Source organism: Neobacillus sp. plas4, from assembly GCF_057221695.1.
The window spans coordinates 2,536,515-2,561,907 of sequence record NZ_CM170152.1; the positions used below are offsets into that span (position 1 = coordinate 2,536,515).

Genomic DNA, 25,393 nt, shown 5'->3' on the forward strand with positions numbered 1-25,393 from the left:
TCCATTAGGGAAAAGGGAGAAACGGAGGAACAAAATGAATCTGCTAAAACAAAGAGAAGATAATTTTCATATTATCGCTAAACCTAGTGGTCCACTCTGTAATTTGGATTGCCATTATTGTTTTTATACAGAAAAGGAAGCCTTATTTCCAGGACAACCAAGCTATAAAATGTCTGATGTTACATTAGAAAACTTTGTGAGAAATTACATAAAATCGCAAAAAGCACCGGAAATCCCTTTTGTTTGGCAAGGGGGAGAACCAACCTTAATGGGCCTTGATTTTTATAAAAAGGTCGTCCAATTCCAAAAAAAGTATGCAGGTGATAAAAAAATATCCAACTCTTTACAGACAAATGGCACATTACTAGATGATGAATGGTGTAAATTTCTCGCAGCAAATGATTTTCTTGTCGGCATAAGCATCGACGGACCGCCTGAGATTCATGATTATTATCGTGTAAACCGTGGGGGGCAGCCAACTTCAGACCAAGTGCTACATGGTCTATCACTCTTGCAAAAATACAAGGTTAGTTATAATGTCCTCACTTGTGTGACGAAGGAATCTGCGCCACGGGCAATCGAAATCTATCGATACTTTAAAGAAAAAGGGGTTCAATATCTTCAATTTATCCCGATTGTTGAACGGTTGCCAGATGCAAAAGCCTTAAAATTAGGGCTTCGACATGCAACACCGCCATCATTGACCCAATCGGAGGTACAAAAGGCGGTTTCCCCTTGGACAATTGGCTCCGAGCAATACGGTGATTTTCTGATTGAGGTATTTGATGAATGGGTTCGCAATGATGTCGGGAAAGTTCATGTGATGAATTTTGAATGGGCACTTGCTGCTTGGCTCGGTCTTCCTTCACCCATCTGTTTATTTTCAGAAACGTGCGGAAACGCAGGGATCATCGAACACACAGGGGACGTTTACTCTTGTGATCATTTTATGTATCCAGAATATAAACTCGGAAATATCTCCGAAGATTCTTTAAAGAAAATGATGAGTTCTCCGCAACAGAAGGAATTTGGTGATGTGAAAAGAGATACATTGCCAAAGCAATGTCAAAGCTGTGAAGTACGCTTTGCTTGTCATGGTGAATGTCCGAAACATCGCTTCCTTCTTTCTGATGATGGCGAGCCCGGTTTGAATTATTTATGTGCGGGCTATAAAAAATATTTTTCTCATATCCACCGCTACATGAAGGTCATCGTCCAATTAATCGAACATAATCTGCCAGCTTCTGATATCATGCAGGTCATCAAAGGGCCATTGATTGTTAGAAACTGATTTTTTTCGGAGTTTAACGATTATAATCTATCAATAACGAAGTATGAAAGATAGTAAAACAACCACACTTATAATTACAAGGTCAAATATATTTCGATTGGAATATGGAACAACACATTGCGTCAAATCTTTAAAGTAAATCGTGGATTATCGCATTCTTTGAACTTGGATAAGCCACTCTAGACAGAACACTAAAAAAATAGTAAACTAAATTTCACATGAATAAAAATCCGCATCCTGCGGTCGAGGTTCTAGCACCCCTCGTTAAAAAAACTAAGGCGAAGCAGCACTTCTCTTAGAGATGCTGTTTTTTCTTTTTTAACGGGATAAAGGAAAAAACTGCGGATAAAAAATCAAAGGGAGTGAGCATCATGAGAATTTTATTGTATTTAATTTCAATCATCGCGGCAAACGTCGTAACTGCTGCAATCGCACCATTACAGTTAGGTGTCTTTATTGTTCCAATGGGGACATTATTAATCGGGGCAACCTTCATCTTCCGTGACTTGGTTCAAAACAAATACGGAAGAAAGAAAACCTATATGTTCATCGGATTAGCGCTATTCCTTTCGGCGATTGTTTCCTACATGTTAGGGGACACCTTAATCATCGTCATGGCATCCGCGATTTCCTTTGCAATTGCAGAAACAACCGATACAGAGATTTATACCCGGTTAAACCTGCCTATGAGCTTACGTGTTCTTTATAGTGGAATTGTCGGTGGTTTATTGGATTCAGCCATTTTCGTCGTCATCGGTCTTAGCCCGCTGGGTGCAAATTTCTTACCATGGGAGGCCGTTCCATTCGCAATCCTGGGGCAAGTGATTGTAAAAACCATCATTCAGGGTATTGCAGCATTAATCATTCACCAAACCAACAATATCAGCAAAAATACATTTGCAAATTAAAATGGTAAAGCTCCTAGCTTTTAATAGAAGCTTGGGGCTTTTTTTATGCTCCCAATCCTATATATGTATTGGATAGAAAGTCTATGTTGTGCAATTTATTAGTAATTAGTATCTAATAACAATATTATGTAAACTTCAGTTGTGTTCCAGTCACTGTAAATCCACTGAAATAGCCCAAGTGAATATTCTTCACTTGGGACATGATTTAAGTGGCGTTAGCTATTCTTTAGATTTCCTAAAATAGTTTAATTACGTTATTTACTCTCAATTAACACCGTGCACCTACCATTGATTTAAAAACAACCAAGCGTAACTTGTAAAAGCTAGTTCAAACTAGGCTGCCCCGTGGCACATAGAAATGACCACTTATGGCTGCTTCCTTCCGGACCTGACCAGATTCATAGGTTTCCATTGCGTAGGACCTAGTTGTCAGCACTATTTTAACAAGGCAGACCTTACTTGATCAAACCTCAGGTCGGACTTCAACCCCGCTATGGCGGATTGCGGATTACAGGGCACCGCAAACTCCCCGTCTAGCACGGTATGTATATGCTAGACTCTTGCTTATGTTTAAGTAATTGTACTTTTCGAAGGGAATTAAATCCCCAACAGTTGATAAATCCGGCGCATGAAATGGCTGTAAGCCAGGTTCTGTTCCTGCGTGCTATTACGATGCCAATCTCGCACGTACAGGTGTAATCATATGACTATCAGTCAAGAAGACCGATCCATCCTTTTGGTTCATTATTCCCGCTGGATGGTGCCCCTACCAAAGTTTGGGTTGCTCGCTCGTGGGGTTTACCCGTTCCATTTCTTCTGTTTCCAAAAGAATTCGTCACTGTGGCACTTTCAGGTTACTCTCAGCATATCCTTCAAGGACTTAGCATGATTTCTCCGCCGTCAGCAGCACGAAGTCTGCTGCCCACCTTTGCAGATGGCACGAACACTCCGGGCATCTCAGCCGCGGGCGAGCCTGGACTTTCCTCAACTCATGTTACATGAGCCGCGATTACTCACCATTTCATTTTTGTTTCATCAACTACGAGAATAAATATATCATGAAGGAGAGAAAGGAGTCATTAGGACACCAGTTCCAGAGAAGGAATATTTAGGATAATAAAGATAAATGCAATCTCGTTTTTACTTCTGCTGGATATCTATTTTACTTTTTCATCAACTTATCACAAAAATAATTCCTGCAATCGATCGTTTGGTATAATGTTTAATAAGCCTCAAAAACAAACTCTATTATGGAGTTTGTTTTTTTTTGAGACAAACTACATCTATTACATATTTCTAATTGGATTTTTTGGGAGGGTGAGGTAATGATGATAAAGAATCGATGGCTGGCATTAACGATTATTGGAATTGCAGTCATTTTTTGCTTAAGTCTGTGGTTTAGTACAACCGTTATTGCATCTGAATTAAAACAAAACTGGAGTCTAACTCCGTTAGAGGAGGCTTTTCTGGCCGCAGCCATTCCGTCTGGATTTGTCATAGGAGCTTTTATCAGCTCCTATTTTGGGTTGTCTGATCGTTTCAAAGTTAAAAGTTTATTTGTTATCTCAGCGCTGTTGGGTGCTTTTCTGAATGGATTCTTGGTTATAGTAAACCAAGCAGCACTGGGCATAGTATTGCGTATATTGACTGGGGTTACATTAGCAGGTGTTTATCCAACTTCGGTAAAAATAATTGCACACTGGTTTCCAAAACAACGCGGCTTGGCAACAGGCATTTTGATTGCTGCTTTAACTTTGGGTTCCTCTATGCCACATTTTATATCAATGTTTACTGTAAATATGGATAGCAGATGGGTACTGACAATTAGTTCAATTCTAGCATTTATGGGAGCAATTCTAATTTTGATATTCTTACCCGATATTCAATTAAATTCTAAAAAAAGTTCTTGGTCTTTTTCTATTTTTGCAAAGTTACTTAAAAATAAACCGATAATGCTGGCGAATTATGGTTATTTTGGCCATATGTGGGAGTTGTATGCGATGTGGACCTGGCTTCCAGCATTTTTAACCGCAAGTTTTTTACGCTCTTCACCAAATTCAGATCCAATGCTTAGTATGTTTACTTCCTTTACCTCAATTGGAATAGCAGGGGGGATAGGTTGTATTGCGGGCGGCATATTGGCAGATAAGATCGGGAGGGCCAATTTGACGATTATCTGTATGTCGATTAGTGGATTGTGTGCAATCTTAATTGGTTTTACTTTTGGGGGTGTCATTTGGTTAACGGTATTGGTATCGATCATCTGGGGAGCATCTGTAATTGCGGACTCTGCTCAATTTTCCGTTGGAATAACAGAATTTGCCGAATCAGAATATATCGGAACAGCTCTTACTATGCAAATGTGTATTGGTTTTCTAATCACAATCCTATCAATAAACTTAATTCCATTCATTCAAACTTTTATTGGTTGGAGGTTTGTGTTTATTCTCTTGAGCATTGGTCCGATTCTAGGAATCATATCAATGGTTAAGTTTAAGTACTATGAATCTAGTGCATACAATTCCTAGAATTTAATTGGAAAAATTGAACTATTCTATGTTAAAAGCCCCAAGCTCTATAAAAGAGTTTGGAGCTTTTTTGATGACCTCGAAAAATTATAATACATTAAATAATACGATTGCTACGAGAGGCACTATGAAAATGAGATAACCGATCGGGTTTCCAAAGTTAATGGTCCACCCCACGCCAAATCGTTTTTCTACGAAAATGGAGGGGTCATTTTTATTGAAATAAAAGAGGCCGCCTTTCCAGTGGGAATCCTCATCGTAGTCTGTTATTTTTTCGTCCGTCTCATCGATTGAGACCTTATCTGAACGGCCAACTTTTATAGCAAACGCAATCGTACCTGCTAATACAACGACCAGGAAAAAAACAGGTGCTGCCGCCACAATAGTTCCCTCTAATAAATCCGGATAAATCATTCTTAATTGAAAGAAACTAAACATAAGGGTTAGTAACAAACTAACAAGAAACATAAACCAGCTTGTATATTTCCGTAACGTTAGCTGACGTAACCGGGAAGCATTTGTACTGGTTGCACTTAATTTAATGCCAGATTTTTTTGTACCAACTTGAATCCCTAAATACATGAGCTGCATAAGTAAAAGTGTGAGTGGCAGCAGGATGGCTGACATGGGAGTTTTCTCCGTAAAGGCATCAGCTTCACCGTTGATTCCCCAATGGGTTGGAATCTGTTCGGGAAGAAGATCATATTGAAAGACTGTAAAGCCGATAACTCCTATAGTAATGATGATGGGAAGTAAATATACCAGCCAAGGAAGCATTTCATCCTGAGCCCGGACAGATAAATCTGTGAATTTTACTTGTTTTAAGTTCTCCATCCAATTACTTGTTCTTTTTATTTGTTGCGTTTTTCCATGAAAGAAAAAATATAGCGAAAGGCTAAACAAAATAATCCCAAATTGAATAAGCGTTCCGATCAACACGGTTTGTTCTTCGGCGGGGTGAGTTAATAGTGCCCAAAGAAGAAAGCCAGCCAAAGCTAAAAATGAGAGAATGCCTACGGTGTATGCATACCCCTTTTTATAAGCTTTCAGCTTTTCATTATTTAGGTGTTTTTCTGGTACTGTGACACCGAAAATAACCGTTCGTTTGACTAAAAAAGGAACGGCGGTTTGGATCCCAGCCAATATAATTGAAATTATAAGAAATATTGCAAGAGTCATAGTTATTCCTCCTTAATATCTTTAATTAATGCTGTAACGAGCTCTTGGATTTGTTTTTTTGACAATCCTAACACAAGAGATTCTGCAATGAGGGGTTTATAATCATCTTTTAATCTATTGTAAGAGACTTCCGTGAAATCGTGTGGTGAAGAGATAATAGCGCCTGATTTTGGAACAATTCGTATAATTCCCTTTTGCTCTAATTGGTGGTAGCTTTTATTGACCGTATGCATGTTAACGCCAAGATCTGCCGCAAAAGCTCGCACAGAAGGAAGCGATTCCCCTGGCTGAATGAATCCTCGTGCAATTCCTTCTATAATTTGATTTGATATTTGTGCGTAAATCGGAGTATCAGATTCGGGTTCAATTCGAATAAGCACCTGTTTTCCCTCCAATCTGTTATATATTTAGTATAACACGGTTGTTCTATTTCATCTATAACAAAAAGGTAAGTTTGGAAATGCCATAATTGGAATTTAGGTCATTTTTATGAGATAGGATTGGGGCTATGAAGATATCAAACCGGAAATCTGTTGAGGCAATAATGGTTACAGTCTTTACTAGGGGAGAGATTGCTGTGAAAGAGGGGAAATGGGACTCAATGAATTATTCATGAGTCCCGTAATGATTCATGATCTATTTTTCGGGCTTCATGAGGCATTCATGAGTCCCGTAATGATTCATGGAACTCCATTTCGGTCTTTATGAAGCATTCATGAGGCCCGTAATGATTCATGGAACTTCATTTCGGTCTATATGAAGCATTTATGAGTCCCGTAATGATTCATGATCTATTTTTCGGGCTTCATGAGTCGTTCATGAGGCCCGTATTGTTAATGGATCACCAATTGGGTCTTCATGAAGCACTTTTCCATTAATCTATCTCCTATCTGGGCTTTATAAAAACAGAGCCTTGTCGCCATACTAACCATCTATTTCTGTTTTCACATCGATCAAGGTTACCTCGTTTGTCTGATTTAAAGCAGTCTTTAATACTTGCTCAAACTCATTTAAATCATTGGAGCGTACCCCCTTAATTCCAAAGCTTTCGGCAAGCTGCACAAAGTCGGGGTTACCAAAGTTTGTTCCAAAAGTATTAGCGAATTTTTGCTGCATCATTTGTTTTTCTAATTTTAATGTTGAATCATTTAACACAATAATAATAAAAGATAGGCCTAATCGTTTTGCAGTCTCGATTTCGGAAATATTCATTAATGCCCCACCATCCCCAGTAATACAAATAACCGTGGCTTCAGGACAAGCCAATTTAGCACCGATGGAGCCAGGTACGGCAATTCCCATGGAGGCTAATCCGTTTGAAATGATGAGCCTCCCGGCTTGTTTTGGTTGATAGGTACGGGCAATAGAGACCTTGTGGGAGCCGACATCAGATATTACAATCGTCTGTTCCATAGATTGTTTTTCAATTACTTTTAAGACATTCTCTATCTTGAGGGATAGATTTTCATTCTGTTCGCTATCAATATGATAAGCTGTCCGAATCTTTTCCTGTAGATTTCCACTAGGAACCCATTGTTTCGACGGAATAGACTGTTTGTTAAGCATGCTTAAAGTTTCGATCAAATGCCCAACCAATTCGCTCTTCACAGAGTAATGCTGATCCATTTCGGCAGGAAGTGGATGGATATGTAAAATAGGACGCTTCTTTTTATTCCAATCTTTAGGAAGCTTTTCAACAAAGTCAAATCCAACAACGATAACTAAATCGGACTCCTCAATTATTGGTAATGCTTCATCTTGCATATTAAAACCAAATGTAAAATAATTTTGTTGGTGATCTTTCGGTAAAACTCCTTTTGCCATAAAACTATGGATAACAGGGGATTGCAACTTTTCGATAAATGTAAGTAGTTCAAAAACTGCTTCTTGCCTGATTACCCCGTTTCCAACCAAGACAAGTGGTCTTTGACTCTGACCAATTAACTTACGAGCGTCATCAATCGCTTGTGAAGTAGGGATGCTTTTTGGAATAGGTTTAACAGGCAATGGGTTACCGGGAATCATTTGTGGTGCTAAGTTCTCAGGCAATTCAATTAATACAGCACCCGGATTTTCCATTTGTGCTACTCGGAAAGCTTTTCGTATAATAGTAGGAATCGTTTGTGAATCTTTTATTTGCACACTCCACTTTGTAGCCGGTTCAAAGAGTTTAACGATATCAATATATTGATGCGATTCAAGATGCTGCCTTTCAAAACCAGCTTGTCCTGTAATCGCCACAACCGGTGAATGATCAAGATTTGCGCTTGCTATGCCAGTCAATAGGTTTGTAGCTCCTGGTCCTAATGTCGCTAAACAGACGCCAGTTTTTTTTGATAATCTGCCGTAAACATCAGCCATAAAAGCTGCACCTTGCTCATGACGAACATTGATAAACTGAATTTGTTTCGATTTGGACAAGGAATCCATCAGATCAAGGGTTTCTGATCCCATAATCCCAAAAATATACTCAACTCCCTCATTCTCTAAGCATTGAACGAGTAAATCTGTCGCTTTCATAGAAGAGTCTCCTTTCAAAATACACTTTTCCTATTTTCCCCATTAAATGGAATGGTAATCCAGTGCTGTAGAAAAAGGTCCTTATGAAAGAAGTCAAAAAAAATACGGGAACGAATGAACCATGCCCGGTTTATACACTATGAAGCGGAAGAAAGCAGGTGTATATCTATTTGTTTTTTTCCATTCTTCACTAAAATGATATCGGTATGAACATAATTTGACCCAAAAAGTTTTTGTAAATCTGTAAGAGTCAGTAGATTTCCATTTACAAGTTTATCTTTTTTATAGATGTATACTGAAAAATGTTGTTGTAAAAACTGCAAGAAATTATTTACATTTACCCCGGTTTTTTCTATATATTCACTATTAAACTCAATGAAACCTAGAGCAGAAGCACTTTTCTGAATGAGTTCTGTCATTCCTCTTAGAACAAATGCTTCATATCCCTCAACATCTACTTTAAATAAAATATTTTTGTTTGTAACATCCTCTTCAATGATCGAATCAATACTGACAGAGCTAACAGTAGTTTGTTCAACCATATCGTGTGTAGGACGATAGGCTGCAGAAGAGGTACCAGACCAATGTTTATCTACATAGAACGTTTTTTCTTCTTCTTTATCTGCCGCAAACACATTAAAGATCTTCATTTGGTCTTTATTGGGATGAACCTCTTTTGATTGATGGATAAACTTTAACAAATCTGAATTCGCTTCAACTCCATAAATTTGTGTGTGTGGAGGATAATTGGTTGAGAAAATACATTCTCCATAGTTTACACCTACATCGATAGCCACATCGGGTGAATATTCTTTCACGGCTAAACTCCAAAAATTTGTCAGGCGCTTCTGCGTCATTCCATTGCTGATCAACAATGCCCTGCCACGATTTTCTTCTGAATTGACAAAAATCGAATTAGAGGAAAGCAGCACAATTTCGTTTGGAATTTTACTTGTATTCAAGGTTTTGTATTTTAGAAAGATCCCTACATCAATTAAAAACTTCCACGTCCTTGGATAATTTCCCCACATTTTTAATAAGAAAGTCTTTCCTGCAGAAGCTAGCGTGTTCATTTTCCACCTCCTATAAATTACATCACTATATTCATAGAATTTTCTATTACATATGAAAACTCCTTTAGAATGCAGAAAGATTAACAATAAATTTACAATGATAATGCTGGGGCTTGGAAATACCTTGAGGAAGACATTATTACCTCTGAGAGAATTTCAAAATTGGTGAAGCCAAGCTAATTTTGGCGTGCTACCTCGTGGGGGCAAATTTTTATCAAATAAGATGATTAAAAGATCTGTATTGACATTTCAGAATCAAAATTAAAAATATTCTGTAAATAAGTGCAAGAAAAGCAAAAATAAATGCTGGATGGATTATAATTAGATGTACATATTGTAGTGGAGGAGTTTTTATTGATGGAAGATTATCCAACCCTGACGAAAGTTTCAGAAGGAATTTATCAGCTTGTCGTTCGATATCCGTTTGGAATGTATGAAATGAACAGCTTTTTATTTCAGGGAGAAAATGGTTTTATAATTGTTGACACAGGCAGTGAAGCAAAGGAATCAATCGATATTTGGGAAAAAACGTTAGCTTCGGGAATTACAGTCGATAAATTAGTACTTACACATGCTCATCCTGACCATATTGGTCTTGCTAGATGGTTTCAGGAACATCATCATGTTCCTGTCTATATTTCAAGTTTGGGTTATAAAGAACTACTAAGAAAACGAAAAAATGTAGATACAAATTGGATGCGCGAATTCTTTAAAACACATGGTGGTCCTGAAATACCTAAAAATATGGAGAATCCAGAGGCGGCCGCCTATGAATTTGAACCTGATGGTCTATTTGAAAAAGAGCAATCAATTATGCTAGGGGACGAAACGTATAAATCAATTTGGACTCCAGGGCATTCTTCAGATCATTTCTGTTTTTATAATAAGAATCAGCAGGTAATGATTACAGGCGATCATGTTCTCGCTGGGCTTTCTCCAATCATAGCAATTTGGTCAGAAAACGACGAGAATCCAATAAAGGATAATTTTGACTCATTGGAAAGATTAAAAGCTTTTTCTACCAAGATAGCACTACCTGGTCATGGTAAGCTAATTTTTAATCTAAACGATCGGATAGACGAAATGATATCAGGACACAAACATCGCTTACAACAAATCTTAATTTCTATAGAAAATGATGAAAAAACATCATGGCAGATATGTCAAGAACTATATAGAAGCTTAAGTCCGACAAAATTTTTTGCTCCATTTTTGGCCACTATTACACGACTTATATATCTTGAAAAGAGTGGTGAAGTATATAGTGAGCGGAAGGACGATAAATTGTATTATCGTGCAATGATCAAATAACCCTTTTTTGATTTAAAGTTAATCAAGATTAGCAGGGAGAGGGGAAATATGGGAATATTAAACGGTTTAAAGATTTTGGATTTTACTACACTCCTGCCAGGTCCATTTGCCACGATGATGCTTGCAGATATGGGAGCAGATGTGATTAAAGTGGAATCTCCTGATCGTGTGGATTTAGTGAAGCTTCTTGAGCCGATGGATGGGGAAGTATCAGCGGTATTTGGACAATTGCAACGCTCTAAGCGGTCATTAGCATTAGATTTAAAACTGGTTGAAGCAAGAGAAGTAGTTTACCAGTTGGTCCAGGAATATGACATTGTCGTTGAACAGTTCCGGCCAGGGGTTATGGAGAGATTGGGCATAGGCTATGAAAAACTCAAAGAAATCAAGCCTGATATTATTTATTGCTCAATTACTGGGTATGGGCAAACGGGTCCACTTCGGAACCGTGCTGGACATGATATTAACTATTTAGCAATTGCGGGAGCTGCCAGCTATTCTTCTAGAAAGGACCAAGCACCTGTTCCAGCAGGGATTCAAGTTGCAGATCTTGCAGGGGGCTCAATGCCTGCAGTCATAGGTATTTTAGCAGCTATTTACCATCGTAAAAATACTGGCGAAGGTCAGTATATTGATTTAAGCATAACTGATGCGGTTTTTTCCTTAAATACTATGTTTGGCTCAGGATATTTAGTTGGTGGGAGAGAACCAGAAGCTGAATCACTCCTGTTAAACGGCGGTTCTTACTACGACTATTATGAGACTCTTGACCACCGTTATTTTTCGGTAGGAAGTTTAGAACCACAATTCCAAGCGAGACTTTGTCAATTAATAGGTGATAGTGAGCTTTTAAAACTTAGCAGCAGTCCATATGCAGCGGATCAACATGCTTTTAAAATGGGGCTAACAGAGGCCTTTAAACAAAAATCGTTTGATGAATGGCTAACCATCCTTGGTGATGACTTTGATGGCTGTGTCGAGCCGGTGCTGAAATTTTCAGAATCGGTTAATCACCCTCAAATAAAGGCAAGGGACTTAGTGGTTTCTGTACCGAAATCACAAGGCGGTACTCAAAAGCAAATCGGCTTTCCGATAAAGTTTTCTACACAACCTGCAGAATATCATTTTACAGGTGTACCGACTGGAACCCATTCGGAGGAAATTTTAAAAGAGGCGGGCTTTGATTCACAAGCAATTGAAGCATTCGCGGATAAAGGAATTTTAGGGAGACAATTTAAAAATAGGGGAGATGCATCGAATAGATGAAGTTATATAATCATATTATGTTAACTTAAAAAAGAGTACTTTTGAAATATTGGTTGCTTTAAGAACTGTCTCTGACATACAGTTCATCCTTTCCGATATTGATAACCTTAGAATAAGCGGCAGTTATAAATAATTAGACTATAAAAGTGTAAAGAAAGTATAAAGTTTCTACATAAAACGGTGCAGTTTGACTGAAAAAGCGTACAGTCTGGATGAAAAGCGTAAAGTTTTTACAAAAACCATACAGTTTATTCAAAAAAGCGTACAGTTCTTACAAATAAGTGAGAAATACAATTGAATGTGTTAGGAATATTCTGATAATAAAAAGTATATATTTATAGTGGAAGTAACAAACCTCATGAAAGGATGATGCATGAATGGATTGGCTATGGCTGGTGGGTCGTGCAGTTTTTGGTCTTTATTTTGTTTATTCTGGTCTTAATCATTTCATCCAATTTCAAGGTTTAAAGCAGTATGCCTCTTATAAGGGGGTCCCAGCACCTAGTCTATCGGTAGTCATAACAGGATTAGTACTCCTTGCGGGAGGATTAAGTATCCTTACGGCATATTGGGTCGAATGGGGTCTCTATTTATTAGTACTATTCTTAGTGGTTTCAGCCTTCGTAATGCATAATTACTGGAAGATTGAGGATCAGACAGCAAGGGCAGGGGAACAAAGTCAATTCCTTAAGAATTTGGCATTAGCAGCTGCAGCATTAATGTTACTTTCCATCACAAACTGGACTTGGTAAATATATAATAATGGTGGGTAAATAGTGTCCCTAATTAATTCTTCGCAAAAGTGAAATATTAAATAGATATATAGAATTTTTTTAACGTTTCTTACATTTCGTAAGGAACGTTTTTTTTAGTTTGGAAAGCTTAGTCTAGGAAGAAGGGTATGGGCAATTGTTCTCATTTAAGAATAATCAAAAAATTGTATTCTAGTAGTGTAGTTTTGGAAGTTCAATATTTTCTTACGTAAAGATTATTAATGTTTTATTTAAAGTGAGTAAATTTTTCGTTAAACAGAACGAAAGTACAAGGAGAAATGGTAAGTTATGGGTATATTGGTAGTGCTTCCCTGCATGAGAAAGGAGGAGTAAATTTCATATATTTGGAAGATTTTATGGAAGTACTACTTTTATAGAGGTAAATATAAAGAGATTTAGAGGAGGAACACACTTGAAGAGGATTAGAAAACAAGTAATTGCTCTAACGACTATGTTTGTCATGTTGATAGGTATGGTTCTCCCATACCGAGCACAGGCTGCAGAAACGATTACGGTTGCGCAGGCCATTGCCAATAATACGGGGATAGCCACTGTGGCAGGGTATATTGTAGGTTATACAACAAGTGGCAGTGGTGGGAAAGCTACATATGATTTCGAGGCACCATTTGCAGCAGATACAAACTTTGCTATTGCAGATAGTCCTACTGAAAGAGATGCAACGAAAATATTACCCGTTCAAATACCGTCTAAATTCCGCCCAACCTTTGGATTATTAACAAATCCCTCGATAGCGGGCACAAAGGTTTTTGTTACTGGTTCACTCGAAGCTTATTTTTCAGTACCTGGCCTAAAATCTCCATCGGCCATAACATTCGATGGCACAACACCACCTCCAGATGAACCCCCTCTAACGGGTGAAACAGGGTTGAAAATTCGTGACATCCAAGGTCAATCTCATACTTCACCTTACAAAGATAAAAATGTAGTAGATGTAGCTGGGGTCGTAACTTATGTAGCAGACGGCAGTAATTTCTACATGCAAGACCCTAATCCTGATGACAATTCAAATACTTCAGAAGGTATTCTTGTTTATAAGCCAACTCACGGTGTTACTGTCGGTGATAGTGTAACCGTTTCGGGACTTGTAAAGGAGTGGGTACTAGATGGTTATGCCGAGAAGCTCCAAACGGATCTAGCGATGACAGAAATTAATGCTCAATCCGGAAAAATTACAAAGGTTTCTAGTGGAAACGAGCTTCCGGCTCCAATCGTAATTGGTACGGACGCGATTCCACCAACTTCTGTCATCGATAACGACCAATTGGGTACATTTGATCCAGCAGAAGATGGCATTGATTTTTATGAAAGCCTTGAAGGAATGCTTGTTTCCATTGAAAATCCAGCTGTAACAGGACCACAGAAATTTGGAGAAGTACCTGTTATTACGGGGCAGGTGGATGGAAAAGCATATACGAAAGAAGGAACTCCTCTTTTAACAAAAGAAAATCAAAATCCTGAGAAAATGCTACTTCAGCTTGATGATCGTAGCTATGTAACGAAAGCGGGTGACTCTTTTGCTGGAACTGTCACAGGAGTCGTTAGTTATACGTTTAGTAACTTTAAGATTCTCACAAAAGCAGCCGATTTACCTGTACGAGTAGAACGTGAAAGAACGAATGAAGTAACAACGATCCAGAATGAAGAAGACAAACTAACCATCGCAGGCTACAATATCGAAAACTTCGTAGCAACAGATACTGTCAAACGCGATAAGCTGGCAAAATCAATGGTTGAAAACCTAGGTTCTCCGGATATCATTGGTCTAGTTGAAGTGCTTGACGATAGTGGGGAAACAAATAACGGTGTTGTAAAAGCAGATGCAAACTATAAGTCATTAAGTGATGCGATCAGAGGCTTTGGCGGACCAACTTATGCTTGGACAGAAATTGCCCCTGAAAACGGTAAGGATGGTGGAGTACCAGGAGGAAACATCCGTGTAGGTTATCTATACAATCCTGATCGTGTGACTCTAAACGAGGCACCAAAGGGAAATTCCACAACAGCTGTTGCTTATGATAATGGTTCTCTTACATTAAACCCTGGCCGCATTGACCCAACAAATGCTGCATTCAACTCAAGCCGTAAGCCACTTGCTGCTGAGTTTACTTTCCAAGGTGAAGAAGTCATTGTCATTAACAATCACTTCAACTCAAAAGGTGGAGATCATCCTTTATTCGGAAAAAATCAACCGCCGTACCTTGAAAGTGAAGCACAACGTGTGCAAATTGCGACCATCGTTAATAACTTTGTCTCTGCCATTAAAGATAAGAATGAAGACGCAAATGTTGTCGTATTAGGTGATTTAAACGATTTTGAGTTTTCGGCACCACTAGCAGCATTAAAAGGTGATGACTTAACAAACTTAGTCGAAACGTTACCTGCTTCTGAAAGATACACATACAACTATCAAGGAAATGCACAAGTGCTGGATCATATCTTAGTATCCAATAACTTAGGTGAAAAGGCTACACTCGATATCGTGAACTTTAACTCTCCGTATATGGAAGAGCATGGACGAGCTAGTGATCATGATGCACTTGTGGCACAGTTGGATTTAGCTGTAGAAGAAGGACCATTTACGATGTCGCTTCTGCATACCAATGATACCCATGCATATGTTGAGCAATTTCCGCGCTTGATTACTGCTGTGAACGAATTGCGTTCCCAGAAGGAAAATAGCCTGTTGCTAAATGCAGGGGATGTGTTCTCAGGAACATTATATTTCAGACAGTATCAAGGTCTTGCAGACTTGTATTTTATGAATCAATTAGGCTTCGATGCTATGACTCTTGGAAACCATGAATTTGATAAGGATTCGGTAACTCTAGCGAACTTCATCAAGCAGGCTGAGTTCCCAATTGTATCTTCCAACGTAAACATGACAAATGATTCTGAACTAGGTCCACTTTTCAATAACGCAATCGGTGGAACAGATGAACAAGGAGAAATCTTCCCGGCGATTATTAAAGAAGTAGATGGAGAAGAGATAGGGATCTTTGGATTAACAACAGAAGATACAACGTTCCTAGCCAACCCTGGAGATAACATTATGTTTGAAAATGCAGTTGAAAAAGCCAATGAGACAATTGAAATGCTTGAAGCACAAGGTGTAGACAAAATTATTGCTTTATCACACTTAGGCTATCAACAAGATTTGGATTTAGCGGAAGAGGTGGACGGAATTGACGTGATCGTTGGCGGGCACTCCCATACAAAACTAGATGCGCCAGTTGTTGTAGAAAAAGAGGAGCCGACATTGATCGTCCAAGCAAATGAGTATTTAAAATACCTTGGTGTTCTTGATGTAACATTCGACGAAAATGGTGTAATAGCGAATTTCACTGGGGAACTAAAGGATGTAAATACGTATGCTGAGGATGCTGCTGCCAAAGCGAAGGTAGAGGAATTCAAAGCTCCTTTAACAGAGCTTCAGAAACAGGTAGTGGGTAATACTTCGGTTGTGTTAAATGGAGAGCGTGCTGATGTTCGCAGTAAGGAGACCAATCTAGGAAACTTAATTGCAGACGGCATGGCAGCAACAGCAAATGAATTCATTCCAACCTATATTGCGATGCAAAATGGCGGTGGAATTCGTGCTTCCATTGATCAAGGAGATATCACGTTAGGGGAAGTGTTAACAGTACTGCCATTCGGTAACAACCTCGTTACGCTTGACCTAACAGGAGAAGAAATTCTTGCTGGTTTAGAGCATAGTGTGAGCGCACCTGGTCAAGGTTCATTTATGCAGGTATCAGGGTTAAAGTTCAAGTATGACCCAGCACAACCTGTTGGTGAACGCGTTTGGTATGTAGAGGCATTAACAGCGGATGGGTATGAAGAACTTCAACTTGATAAAATGTATCGAGTAGCGACAAACGCCTTCACTGCCGACGGGGGCGATGGATACAGCATGTTTAAATCGGCAAAGGATGAAGGACGTATCACAGAGTTATACATTGTAGACTTTGAAGTGTTTACTTCTTATTTAGAAAAGGTTAATCCTGTTTCACCAGTGGTTGAAGGTAGAATTGTACAAGAAGTTGCTGACAGTGCAGCTCCAGTGGCACCTTCAGTAAATGAAGTTAATGATCAATCTACAAAAGTAACTGGAACAACTGAACCAGGTGCAACGGTTGAAGTTTCTATTGATGGAACCATTGTGGGGTCAAGCACTGCTTTAGTTGACGGTAGCTTTGAAATTCAAATAGCCAAGCAAGCAGCTGGTACGGTGATTGTCGTGACAGCAACAGATGCTGCTGGCAATGTAAGTGATGCGACAGTCGTGACGGTTATTGACGTAACCGCACCAGATTCACCTAACGTCTCTCCTGTCATTCATAATGATACGGTTGTCACTGGAACAACAGAAGCCTTTGCAACTGTTAAGGTCATGATGGGCGAGGCTGAGCTAGGTACCGCTGTAGCTGATGAGAACGGTAAGTTTAAGGTGTCTGTGCCAAAGCAAAAACATAAGAATATTTTAACCGTGACGGCCGCAGATGCTGCTGGAAACGTTAGTAAGGAAACGATTGTAGATGTATTAAAGAAAAACGGTAAGTAAGAAAAAAGGCAGATTGCTGTTCAGGCAAACTGCCTTTTTTGTACATTCATAAAAAGGAGTTATCTGAAATTTTGTATTGTTGTATATTGCTTGTAATTGAAAGCCTTTTCATATGGTGAATCCATCAGTATAATAGAAACTATTAAACCTCTTAGAAAGCATAAGTCAATATTTATTTTTCATTCATTTGTACTTAAGATTTACTTTGTTCTGAACTAAATAAGAAAAAAGGGAGCAATGGAATGAAAACCCTAAAACTAAATGACTTATTACATATTCGCCAGAAGAATGAATTATGGTTTGCAAACAATGAAAGATCTGTTTTTGTTTCGACCAGAGCTTTCGGGGCAATGCAGCGTGATTTAATCGAGAATATCGGGATTAATCGGCTGAAAACCTTCTTTTTTAAGTATGGCTATCAATTAGGAGTTGAAGATGCAGAAAAGGTAGCTAAAAAAGATTCTTTGAGTTTACTTGAAAAGATAGAATATGGTCCGATTATTCATGCCTTAAAAGGGCATGCGAATTCCCGTATCACCGAAAAAGACTTTGAAGTAGAAGGAAATGAAATTAAATCGTTTCGCTTTAAAGGCGTTTGGGAAAATTCTTATGAAGCGGAACAACATCTTCGAAACTTTGGGATTAGCCAAGGGCCTGTTTGTTATACGTTGACTGGTTATGCCACGGGATATGTTACTGGTGTGATTGGAGTGGACGTCTTTTTCAAAGAATTGCAATGTCAGGGACAAGGTGCACCATGTTGTATTTGGGAAGGGCGTCTAGTTTCGGAATGGAAGGAGGAGGCAGAGGAATTCTTTTCTTATAGTAAAGAACTGCCGATTTTGAAGGAACTGGAGCAAACAAATGAAAAGCTCATGCTGGAAAGAAATAATCTCGCATTTGTGTCAAAAACTTATAATGAAATGACAAATGAGCTGATAAAAGGCAATAACATCAATTCAATTCTCGACATTTTACATAAACAAAATCACCTGCCGATTGTCGTGGAAGATAGTCGTCAACATATCATAGCCTGTAAAGGCATCACCATAGAAGACTTTGAGTCAAGTAGAGAAAAATTTCTTGAGATTTCGGATAAAAAGCAATGCCATACCAAAGTGAGTATTTTTTCATTTGAAAATGGGACTTGTCTGATGTCTCCCATCTTTCTATTAGGCCAGGTAGTAGGGTATTGTTCTTTTCTATATAAGCGAGAAAGAACCCCTAATTATGAGATTGACTCGATGATTCTTGATCGCTTAGCATCAATCTGCTCGCTGCTGTTTTTAAAGGAAAAAACAGAAATAGAATCGATGGAACAAGTGAAAGGTCATTTTCTTGAAGAAATGATTAGTGGGAAATATACGCAGCAAGAAATTATGAGGAAAGCAGATTTTATTCAATTAGATCTTTCTGGTCACTATCATATTGTGGCATTGTCCTACAGGTTTTTGAATTCATGTGATGAAAAGGAATTTACTCTTCATAAAAAAATATTTGAAATGGTGTCTGCTTACTTTCGAGATGAAGAGAACCTCAATGTGTTAATCGGTCAACGACCTGACAGCTTAATTCTCCTACTTACTGACAAAAAAGGTCGTCAGCAAAACTTGGTGAAAACGATTCTGGCTTTAGTCGCATTTTTAAAAAAGCAAATAGAAAATGCTTTATTCCTAGCAGGAATAAGCTCGCAGTACAGCGACATTCTTGAAGCAGGAGTTGCAATGGAAGAAGCCCGTTCAGCAGTAAGGTTATCTTCTAGGGATGAACCGATCACGCTTTTCAGTGATTTAGGCATGCTGGGAATTTTAATCAATAACCAAAACAAACAAGCCATTAGGAAAATGATCCGAGATCATCTTGGGATTCTCTACGAGAATCTCGATAATAATAAACTAGAGTTGATTGAAACACTCTACCATTTTCTTCTACAAGGAGGAAACCTGGATCAAACAGCGGAGTCCCTGGCACTCTCTAAAAGCGGACTTCGTTATCGCCTCAACAAAATTACCGACCTTCTTGATTGTGACTTGCGTGATCCTCAAAGACAATTTCAGTTGATGATGGCGTTAAAGGCATTGAAAATTGTTGAGCATGAAAGAATCAAAAAAATCCAAGCAGAGTAGGTTACATGTTTTATTCTGTATTTAAAAATCTCATAGCCTATTAAACTAAAAAAATGTCAGATTTCCCACAGAAACATCAGGTAGTGGGAGTGTCTGGCATTTTTTTTCAATACTAGCACAAAGTGGCAGTATTTACTGAGTTTTCTGTCATCTCGTGTTATTGTTATGAAAATTCAGATAAATTATGATAAAACTAGTGATTGAGAGATTAATCACATTAAAAAAGTAATAGTCTAAGAATGGAGTTGAAGAAATGTACACAGGTAAAGAATATTTGGAAAGTCTCAATGACGGCAGGGTAGTTTATTTAAACGGAGAAAAAATTAAAGATGTCACAACACATCCAGCTTATCGAAACGCTGCTCGTTCATATGCGAGAATGTACGATGCTCTTCATGATCCGGCTACACGTGATATCCTAACCACAACAACCGAATTTGGCGACAGAACACATAAATTCTTCAAAACCCCTACAAGCTCCCAGGATTTACTAGAGGCAAGAGATGCCATTGCACAGTGGGCAAAGCTAAGCTATGGATTCATGGGACGTACTCCTGATTATAAAGCTTCTTTTACAGGGCACCTAAATGCGTTTGGTCATTTTTATGAAGGCTTTGAAGGCAACGCAAAGGCATGGTACAAAAAAGCAACAAAGGAAGTACCATTCATTAACCATACGATTATTAATCCGCAAGTGGATCGTTCAAAACCTTTGCACGAGAATAAAGATGCATTTGTTCGTGCTGTTGCGGAGCGTGATGACGGAATAATTGTAAGCGGTGCCAAAATGGTAGGAACAGCTTCAGCGTTAACTCATTATAACTTTGTTGCGAACTATGGACCGAAAGATTTAGGCGGCGGCGATGATAGTCATGCACTGATCTTCTTCGTGCCAATGAATGCGGAAGGGGTTAGCATGATCAGCCGCCAATCCTATGAGTTAAATGCATATAAAACCGGAACACCATTTGATTATCCATTATCCAGCCGCTTTGATGAAAATGATGCGGTGATTGTGCTCGATAATGTGTTCATCCCTTGGGAAGATGTATTGGCTTATCGAAATATTGAAGTATCAAATAATTTCGCGAAAGTGAGCGGTTTCATCCCGCGTTTTACCTTCCATGGCTGTACACGTCTTGCCGTAAAATTGGATTTTATGACAGGTTTGTTATTAAAAGCAACAGAAGGAGCTGGAACGAAGGATTTCCGTGGAGTTCAGGCAAAGATTGGTGAAGTCGTCGCTTTACGAAATATGTTTTGGGGTCTTTCTACCGCAATGGCAACAGATCCTGAAAAAGGGCCAAACGGCTTAGTGATTCCAAACTCATACTCGAGTGCAGCATATCGCGCGTTAGCACCATTGGCTTGGGTTAAGGTGAAGAATATCTTTGAGCAAGTTGTGGCTGGCGGGTTAATTCAATTGCCTTCAAGTTCAAAAGATTTCCTTAATGAAGATTTAAAACCTTACTTAGACACCTATTATCGCGGAACGGGAATTGGTGCAGAAGAACGTGTGAAATTATTGAAAATGGTTTGGGATACAATCGGCACAGAGTTTGGCGGCCGTCATGAATTATATGAAGTCAACTATGCTGGAAACCATGAAAACATCAACATGGAAGCTTTATTCCACTTTGAGGCTACAGGTGCAGCTAATCAGCAAAAATCGTTCGTCGATTCTGCCTTAAGCGATTATGACCTTAATGGCTGGACAAACAATACATGGGCAGACGCTGCGGAAAAAGAAGCGGTCATCAAATCATAAGGCAGTGGGAGAGTTGCTCATCTTCTTTAATGACCATCATCGCCTGAAGTGAGTCTAACAATTAAGTAGTCTATTTCAATCAATTTAATAATAGGGGGATTACCATGACTTCATACCAGGAACCAATATTTGATGTAGCACAGCTTGCTCACATAGAGATACTTTCTCCGAAGCTAGAACAATCTGTGGAATTTTTTACAAGATTTCTAGGAATGGAGGTAACGGCTCGTTCAGAAAAATCCGTCTACCTTCGTGCTTACGAGGATTTCTATCACAATACGTTAATCATTACAGAATCCGAACAAGCGGGAGTCGGCCATGTAGCTTGGCGTGCCACTTCTCCGCAAGCACTAGAGCGTCGTGTGCAGGAAATTGAAAAAACGGGATTAGGCAAAGGCTGGATTGATGGTGATATCGGACATGGAAAGGCATATCAATTCACAAATCCTGATGGTCATTTAATGGAAATACTTTGGGATGTTGAGTATTACCATGTGGAAGAGGGACAAAGATCTAAACTATTAAATCGACCATCTAAACGCCCAGATCGTGGTGTACCGGTTCGCCGCTTAGATCATATCAATCTCATGACTTCGAATCCAGCTGCCGATACGGATTTTATGCTCGACACGCTTGGTTTTCGATTAAGAGAGCAAATCCAGGATAATGGCCATGTGCTGGGCAGCTGGATTAGTGTTTCCAATCTCGTTCATGAAATTGCCTATATGCAAGAGCCCAACGGAGTTAAAGGGAAGCTGCATCATCTTTGCTACTGGTATGGAATTCCTCAAAATCTTTATGATGTGGCAGATTTGCTTAAAGACCATGGTATTAGTATTGAAGTTCCACCGAATAAGCACGGAGTCAGCCAGGCGTTCTGCATGTATGTGATTGAACCCGGTGGAAACCGCATTGAATTATTCGGAGATGCAGGTTATATCATAACGGACCCAGCATGGAAGCCGGTGGTTTGGGAGATGAAGGACGTTCCTGGCAATGGCGACACATGGATTGGAACTGAATTCCCACAATCATGGTGGACGCAGGGAACACCACTCACACCTGTGAAATCAGAGGAAGTCGTGAAATCATAATAGATTGATATGGGACTTTTGATACGGAAGAAATGCTTATAGAGATAAGTATATTGTAAACAATGGAGGGAGCTATCTTGGAATTCATTCATGTGACAAGCAACAACCGTGAACAAACTCTTTTACGAACAAAACCTTGTGTGATAGCTCTAGGATTTTTTGATGGAGTTCATTTAGGTCATCAGCAGGTGATAAAAGAGGCGAAAAGGGTTGCGGTAGAACAAGAACTCCCTTTTGTGATTATGAGTTTCTTCCCCCACCCGAAAGAGGTCCTTTCAAATGGGAAAAAAATCATCCCTTATCTTATGCCACTCACTGATAAACGAAGAATCTTTGAAGAGCTAGGGGCAGATTCTTTTTATTTGATTCAGTTTACTAAGGCATTTGCGGGGTTATCTCCAAGGGAATTTGTTCAAACCTATCTTCTGGGCTTTGGAGCAAAACAGGTGGTAGCAGGTTTTGACTTTACATATGGACACCGGGGAGAAGGCAATATGGATACCATCAATAGGGACTCAGATGGAAAAATTGAGGGAATCAAGGTTAATAAAATAGAGTGGGAAGGGGAAAAAATTAGTAGCTCGCTCATTCGTAATCTAGTTTTGACTGGCGAAATGGAAAGGATAGCTTCTAACTTAGGAAATGATTATCAAAGTGAGGGCAGGATTACTTTCCGTAAAAAGCATTTGGAGGTAGTGCCTCATACGGATTATTTAATGCCTGCTTCAGGCTGGTATGAAGTCACCGTAAACCTTCACCAGGAGACGACCACACAGATCGCGGTCGTTCGTGAGGGAAGGCTTACTTTACTTTCACCACAAGGGCAAGTATTTCCTTTTTACGAAGGGGAAACCGTTCGACTTTCTTGGAAGAAAGCTTTGCCTAAAGGGTTTGTTCACGAAGAAATTTCAAGACAAGTCTTTTTACGCTCCTCTCTAGTGAATCTCTAAGGAAACCTTATCTTTTCCAGTATCCAAGTCTTTCGGAAATTAATTCTCCGGCACGGAGTAATTCACTCGCAAAATACTGAATCCTTTGTTTGGAGTATCGTGAACTAGGTCCTACTAGGTTAATAGCTGCAATAACTTTTCCTGTATGGTCTCTGACAGGTGCTGACACAGATGTCCGTCCAATCGTATATTCATCGACACTAACGGAATAGCCGCGTTTTAAGATTGTATTCAACTCATCACGGAACCTATCTGGGTCTGTAATCGATTTTGGTGTAATTGCTTTGAGTCCATTTTGAATCACTAGATCGACCAAGTAGTTTCCACTATGTGCAAGTAGAAGTTTTCCTGAACTCGTACAGTGAGCATAGTTATGAAATCCTAAGTGAGATGGTACTCTATTGGAGGTTTTACTTTCGACTTTATCTAAATAGACCACATGATTCCCATCCAAAATGGCCAGGTGGGCGGTTTCCCCGCACTTATTGGCAAGGTCAGTTAGGATTGGGCGTGATTCTGTATGTAGATCGATATTACCTAGAACAATGGAACTCAATTCAACAACAGAGAGACCCAATTCATATTTATTAGTCTCTTTATCTTTTTGTACTAAACCCTCGGAAGCCAGTGTGGCAAGAATTCTTTGGACACTGCTTTTTCCTAAACCAAGCTCATTTGCTAACTCACGTACTCCTTTTTGTGGTTGATCCATTTTAAAAGCACGCAGGATTCTAATCGCACTTTTTACTGAAGAGAGCAGCTTTTCTTGTTCTTGTATCATAATTTCCTCCGAATTAAAAAAAATTTGTAAAAATTCAGAAACTGTCCCGCATAAAGGGACACCCTTGTTGTGAGTTCCTTACAAACTCCTTAAGATAGGGATATACATCAGGTTTAGGAAAATGGCGAGAATTTGATACCGGATATAATGAAAACGGTATCATCACCTGGTATATTTCGTCAATATAGTTTGTTCATGATTCACAAAACTTGAAAAATTCAGGGGGAATAGGCATGTCTATTTTTAAAGAACCAATTTTTGATGTAGCACAATTAGCACACGTGGAGATTCTTTCTCCAAAACTTGAACAATCTGTTGAATTTTTTACAAGATTTCTAGGAATGGAAGTAACGGCTCGTTCCGGAGGTTCCGTTTATCTTCGTGCTTATGAGGATTTTTACCATAATACATTGAAAATCACTGAATCAAAAGAAGCAGGGGTTGGTCATGTTGCTTGGCGGGCAACGTCCCCGCAAGCACTTGAGCGCCGCGTAGAAGAAATTGAAAAAACGGGATTAGGTAAAGGCTGGATCGACGGAGATATCGGTCATGGAAAAGCCTATCAATTTACTACTCCTGATGGTCATTTAATGGAAATTCTATGGGACGTGGAATATTACCATGTAAAAGAAGAGCAACGCTCAAAACTATTAAATCGTCCATCCAAACGTCCAGATCGTGGTGTACCGGTTCGTCGCCTGGATCATATCAATCTTATGACTTCTAATCCAGCTGGCGATACGAACTTTTTAATCGACAATCTTGGCTTCCGTTTAAGAGAGCAAATTCAAGATAACGGTCATGTACTTGGAAGCTGGGTGAGCGTTTCCAATCTTGTTCATGAAATTGCTTTAATGCAAGAGCCTAATGGTGTGAAAGGAAAGCTTCATCATCTTTGCTACTGGTACGGCATTCCACAAAACCTTTATGATGTGTCTGATTTACTTAAAGATCATGATTTTAAAATTGAAGTTCCACCTAATAAGCATGGAGTTTCCCAAGCGTTCTGTATGTATGTAATTGAACCAGGCGGCAACCGCATCGAATTGTTCGGTGATGCAGGATATATCATTACGGATCCAGCTTGGAAGCCGGTGATTTGGGACATGAAAGACGTGCCTGGCAATGGCGATACTTGGATTGGAACAGAATTCCCTGTATCCTGGTGGACTCAAGGTACTCCACTTACATCAAGTGAGGCTGTTGAAAAAGAAGTTGTAAAACCTTAATTCATTGAATAGTA

17 protein-coding genes and 2 other RNA genes are annotated in these 25,393 nt (G+C 39.1%); 12 read left to right on the plus strand and 7 right to left on the minus strand.

The window, feature by feature from the left end:
* Positions 1–34: 34 nt before the first annotated feature.
* Positions 35–1,291: an anaerobic sulfatase maturase gene (locus tag AC2TFD_RS12630; protein ID WP_484675811.1), complete on the plus strand. Its 1,257-nt coding sequence runs from the start codon at positions 35–37 to the stop codon at positions 1,289–1,291.
* Between the two features lie 371 nt (positions 1,292–1,662).
* A complete protein-coding gene (locus tag AC2TFD_RS12635; RefSeq protein ID WP_484675812.1) occupies positions 1,663–2,199 on the plus strand; it encodes a VUT family protein in 537 nt (178 codons plus the stop codon).
* A 274-nt stretch (positions 2,200–2,473) separates the two neighbouring features.
* Here the strand turns inward: AC2TFD_RS12635 and ffs are convergent.
* Positions 2,474–2,741: signal recognition particle sRNA large type (gene ffs / locus AC2TFD_RS12640), an RNA gene on the minus strand.
* A 93-nt stretch (positions 2,742–2,834) separates the two neighbouring features.
* Positions 2,835–3,220: RNase P RNA component class B (gene rnpB / locus AC2TFD_RS12645), an RNA gene on the minus strand.
* 304 nt (positions 3,221–3,524) lie between these two features.
* On the opposite strand from rnpB, the gene AC2TFD_RS12650 reads away from it, so the two are divergent.
* Positions 3,525–4,727, plus strand: coding sequence for an MFS transporter (locus AC2TFD_RS12650; protein ID WP_484675813.1), 1,203 nt, complete (start codon positions 3,525–3,527; stop codon positions 4,725–4,727).
* A gap of 87 nt (positions 4,728–4,814) precedes the next feature.
* Here the strand turns inward: AC2TFD_RS12650 and AC2TFD_RS12655 are convergent, their stop codons facing one another.
* The 4 genes from AC2TFD_RS12655 to AC2TFD_RS12670 all read right to left on the minus strand — a co-directional run bounded on the left by AC2TFD_RS12655 (position 4,815) and on the right by AC2TFD_RS12670 (position 9,499).
* Positions 4,815–5,906 (minus strand): DUF1648 domain-containing protein, encoded by a 1,092-nt coding sequence (locus tag AC2TFD_RS12655; RefSeq protein WP_484675814.1) that lies wholly within the window; start codon positions 5,904–5,906, stop codon positions 4,815–4,817.
* A gap of 2 nt (positions 5,907–5,908) precedes the next feature.
* Positions 5,909–6,286: a GntR family transcriptional regulator gene (locus AC2TFD_RS12660; RefSeq protein ID WP_335567598.1), complete on the minus strand. Its 378-nt coding sequence runs from the start codon at positions 6,284–6,286 to the stop codon at positions 5,909–5,911.
* 544 nt (positions 6,287–6,830) lie between these two features.
* Entirely contained in the window at positions 6,831–8,426 is a 1,596-nt protein-coding gene (locus tag AC2TFD_RS12665; protein WP_484675815.1) for an acetolactate synthase large subunit, read from the minus strand.
* 137 nt (positions 8,427–8,563) lie between these two features.
* Positions 8,564–9,499: an FkbM family methyltransferase gene (locus AC2TFD_RS12670; RefSeq protein WP_484675816.1), complete on the minus strand. Its 936-nt coding sequence runs from the start codon at positions 9,497–9,499 to the stop codon at positions 8,564–8,566.
* A gap of 357 nt (positions 9,500–9,856) precedes the next feature.
* On the opposite strand from AC2TFD_RS12670, the gene AC2TFD_RS12675 reads away from it, so the two are divergent.
* The 8 genes from AC2TFD_RS12675 to AC2TFD_RS12710 all read left to right on the plus strand — a co-directional run bounded on the left by AC2TFD_RS12675 (position 9,857) and on the right by AC2TFD_RS12710 (position 23,369).
* On the plus strand, positions 9,857–10,810 hold the full coding sequence (locus tag AC2TFD_RS12675; RefSeq protein WP_484676305.1) for an MBL fold metallo-hydrolase: 954 nt from the start codon (positions 9,857–9,859) through the stop codon (positions 10,808–10,810).
* A 48-nt stretch (positions 10,811–10,858) separates the two neighbouring features.
* The gene (locus tag AC2TFD_RS12680) at positions 10,859–12,076 is read left to right on the plus strand and encodes a CaiB/BaiF CoA transferase family protein (protein ID WP_484675817.1); all 1,218 of its coding nucleotides are present in this window, start codon (positions 10,859–10,861) and stop codon (positions 12,074–12,076) included.
* A gap of 377 nt (positions 12,077–12,453) precedes the next feature.
* Positions 12,454–12,828, plus strand: coding sequence for a DoxX family protein (locus AC2TFD_RS12685; RefSeq protein ID WP_484675818.1), 375 nt, complete (start codon positions 12,454–12,456; stop codon positions 12,826–12,828).
* A 433-nt stretch (positions 12,829–13,261) separates the two neighbouring features.
* Positions 13,262–17,431: a 5'-nucleotidase C-terminal domain-containing protein gene (locus AC2TFD_RS12690; protein WP_484675819.1), complete on the plus strand. Its 4,170-nt coding sequence runs from the start codon at positions 13,262–13,264 to the stop codon at positions 17,429–17,431.
* 242 nt (positions 17,432–17,673) lie between these two features.
* Positions 17,674–19,557: a XylR N-terminal domain-containing protein gene (locus AC2TFD_RS12695; RefSeq protein WP_484675820.1), complete on the plus strand. Its 1,884-nt coding sequence runs from the start codon at positions 17,674–17,676 to the stop codon at positions 19,555–19,557.
* Positions 19,558–19,810: 253 nt separating this feature from the next.
* The gene (locus AC2TFD_RS12700) at positions 19,811–21,325 is read left to right on the plus strand and encodes a 4-hydroxyphenylacetate 3-hydroxylase family protein (RefSeq protein ID WP_484675821.1); all 1,515 of its coding nucleotides are present in this window, start codon (positions 19,811–19,813) and stop codon (positions 21,323–21,325) included.
* Between the two features lie 104 nt (positions 21,326–21,429).
* Complete coding sequence (locus AC2TFD_RS12705; protein ID WP_484675822.1) at positions 21,430–22,419, plus strand: catechol 2,3-dioxygenase; 990 nt, start codon at positions 21,430–21,432, stop codon at positions 22,417–22,419.
* 77 nt (positions 22,420–22,496) lie between these two features.
* A complete protein-coding gene (locus AC2TFD_RS12710; protein ID WP_484675823.1) occupies positions 22,497–23,369 on the plus strand; it encodes an FAD synthetase family protein in 873 nt (290 codons plus the stop codon).
* 7 nt (positions 23,370–23,376) lie between these two features.
* Here the strand turns inward: AC2TFD_RS12710 and AC2TFD_RS12715 are convergent, their stop codons facing one another.
* Positions 23,377–24,150, minus strand: coding sequence for an IclR family transcriptional regulator (locus AC2TFD_RS12715; protein ID WP_484675824.1), 774 nt, complete (start codon positions 24,148–24,150; stop codon positions 23,377–23,379).
* 233 nt (positions 24,151–24,383) lie between these two features.
* Between AC2TFD_RS12715 and AC2TFD_RS12720 the strand changes: the two genes are divergently transcribed.
* Complete coding sequence (locus AC2TFD_RS12720; RefSeq protein ID WP_484675825.1) at positions 24,384–25,379, plus strand: catechol 2,3-dioxygenase; 996 nt, start codon at positions 24,384–24,386, stop codon at positions 25,377–25,379.
* Positions 25,380–25,393: the final 14 nt, after the last annotated feature.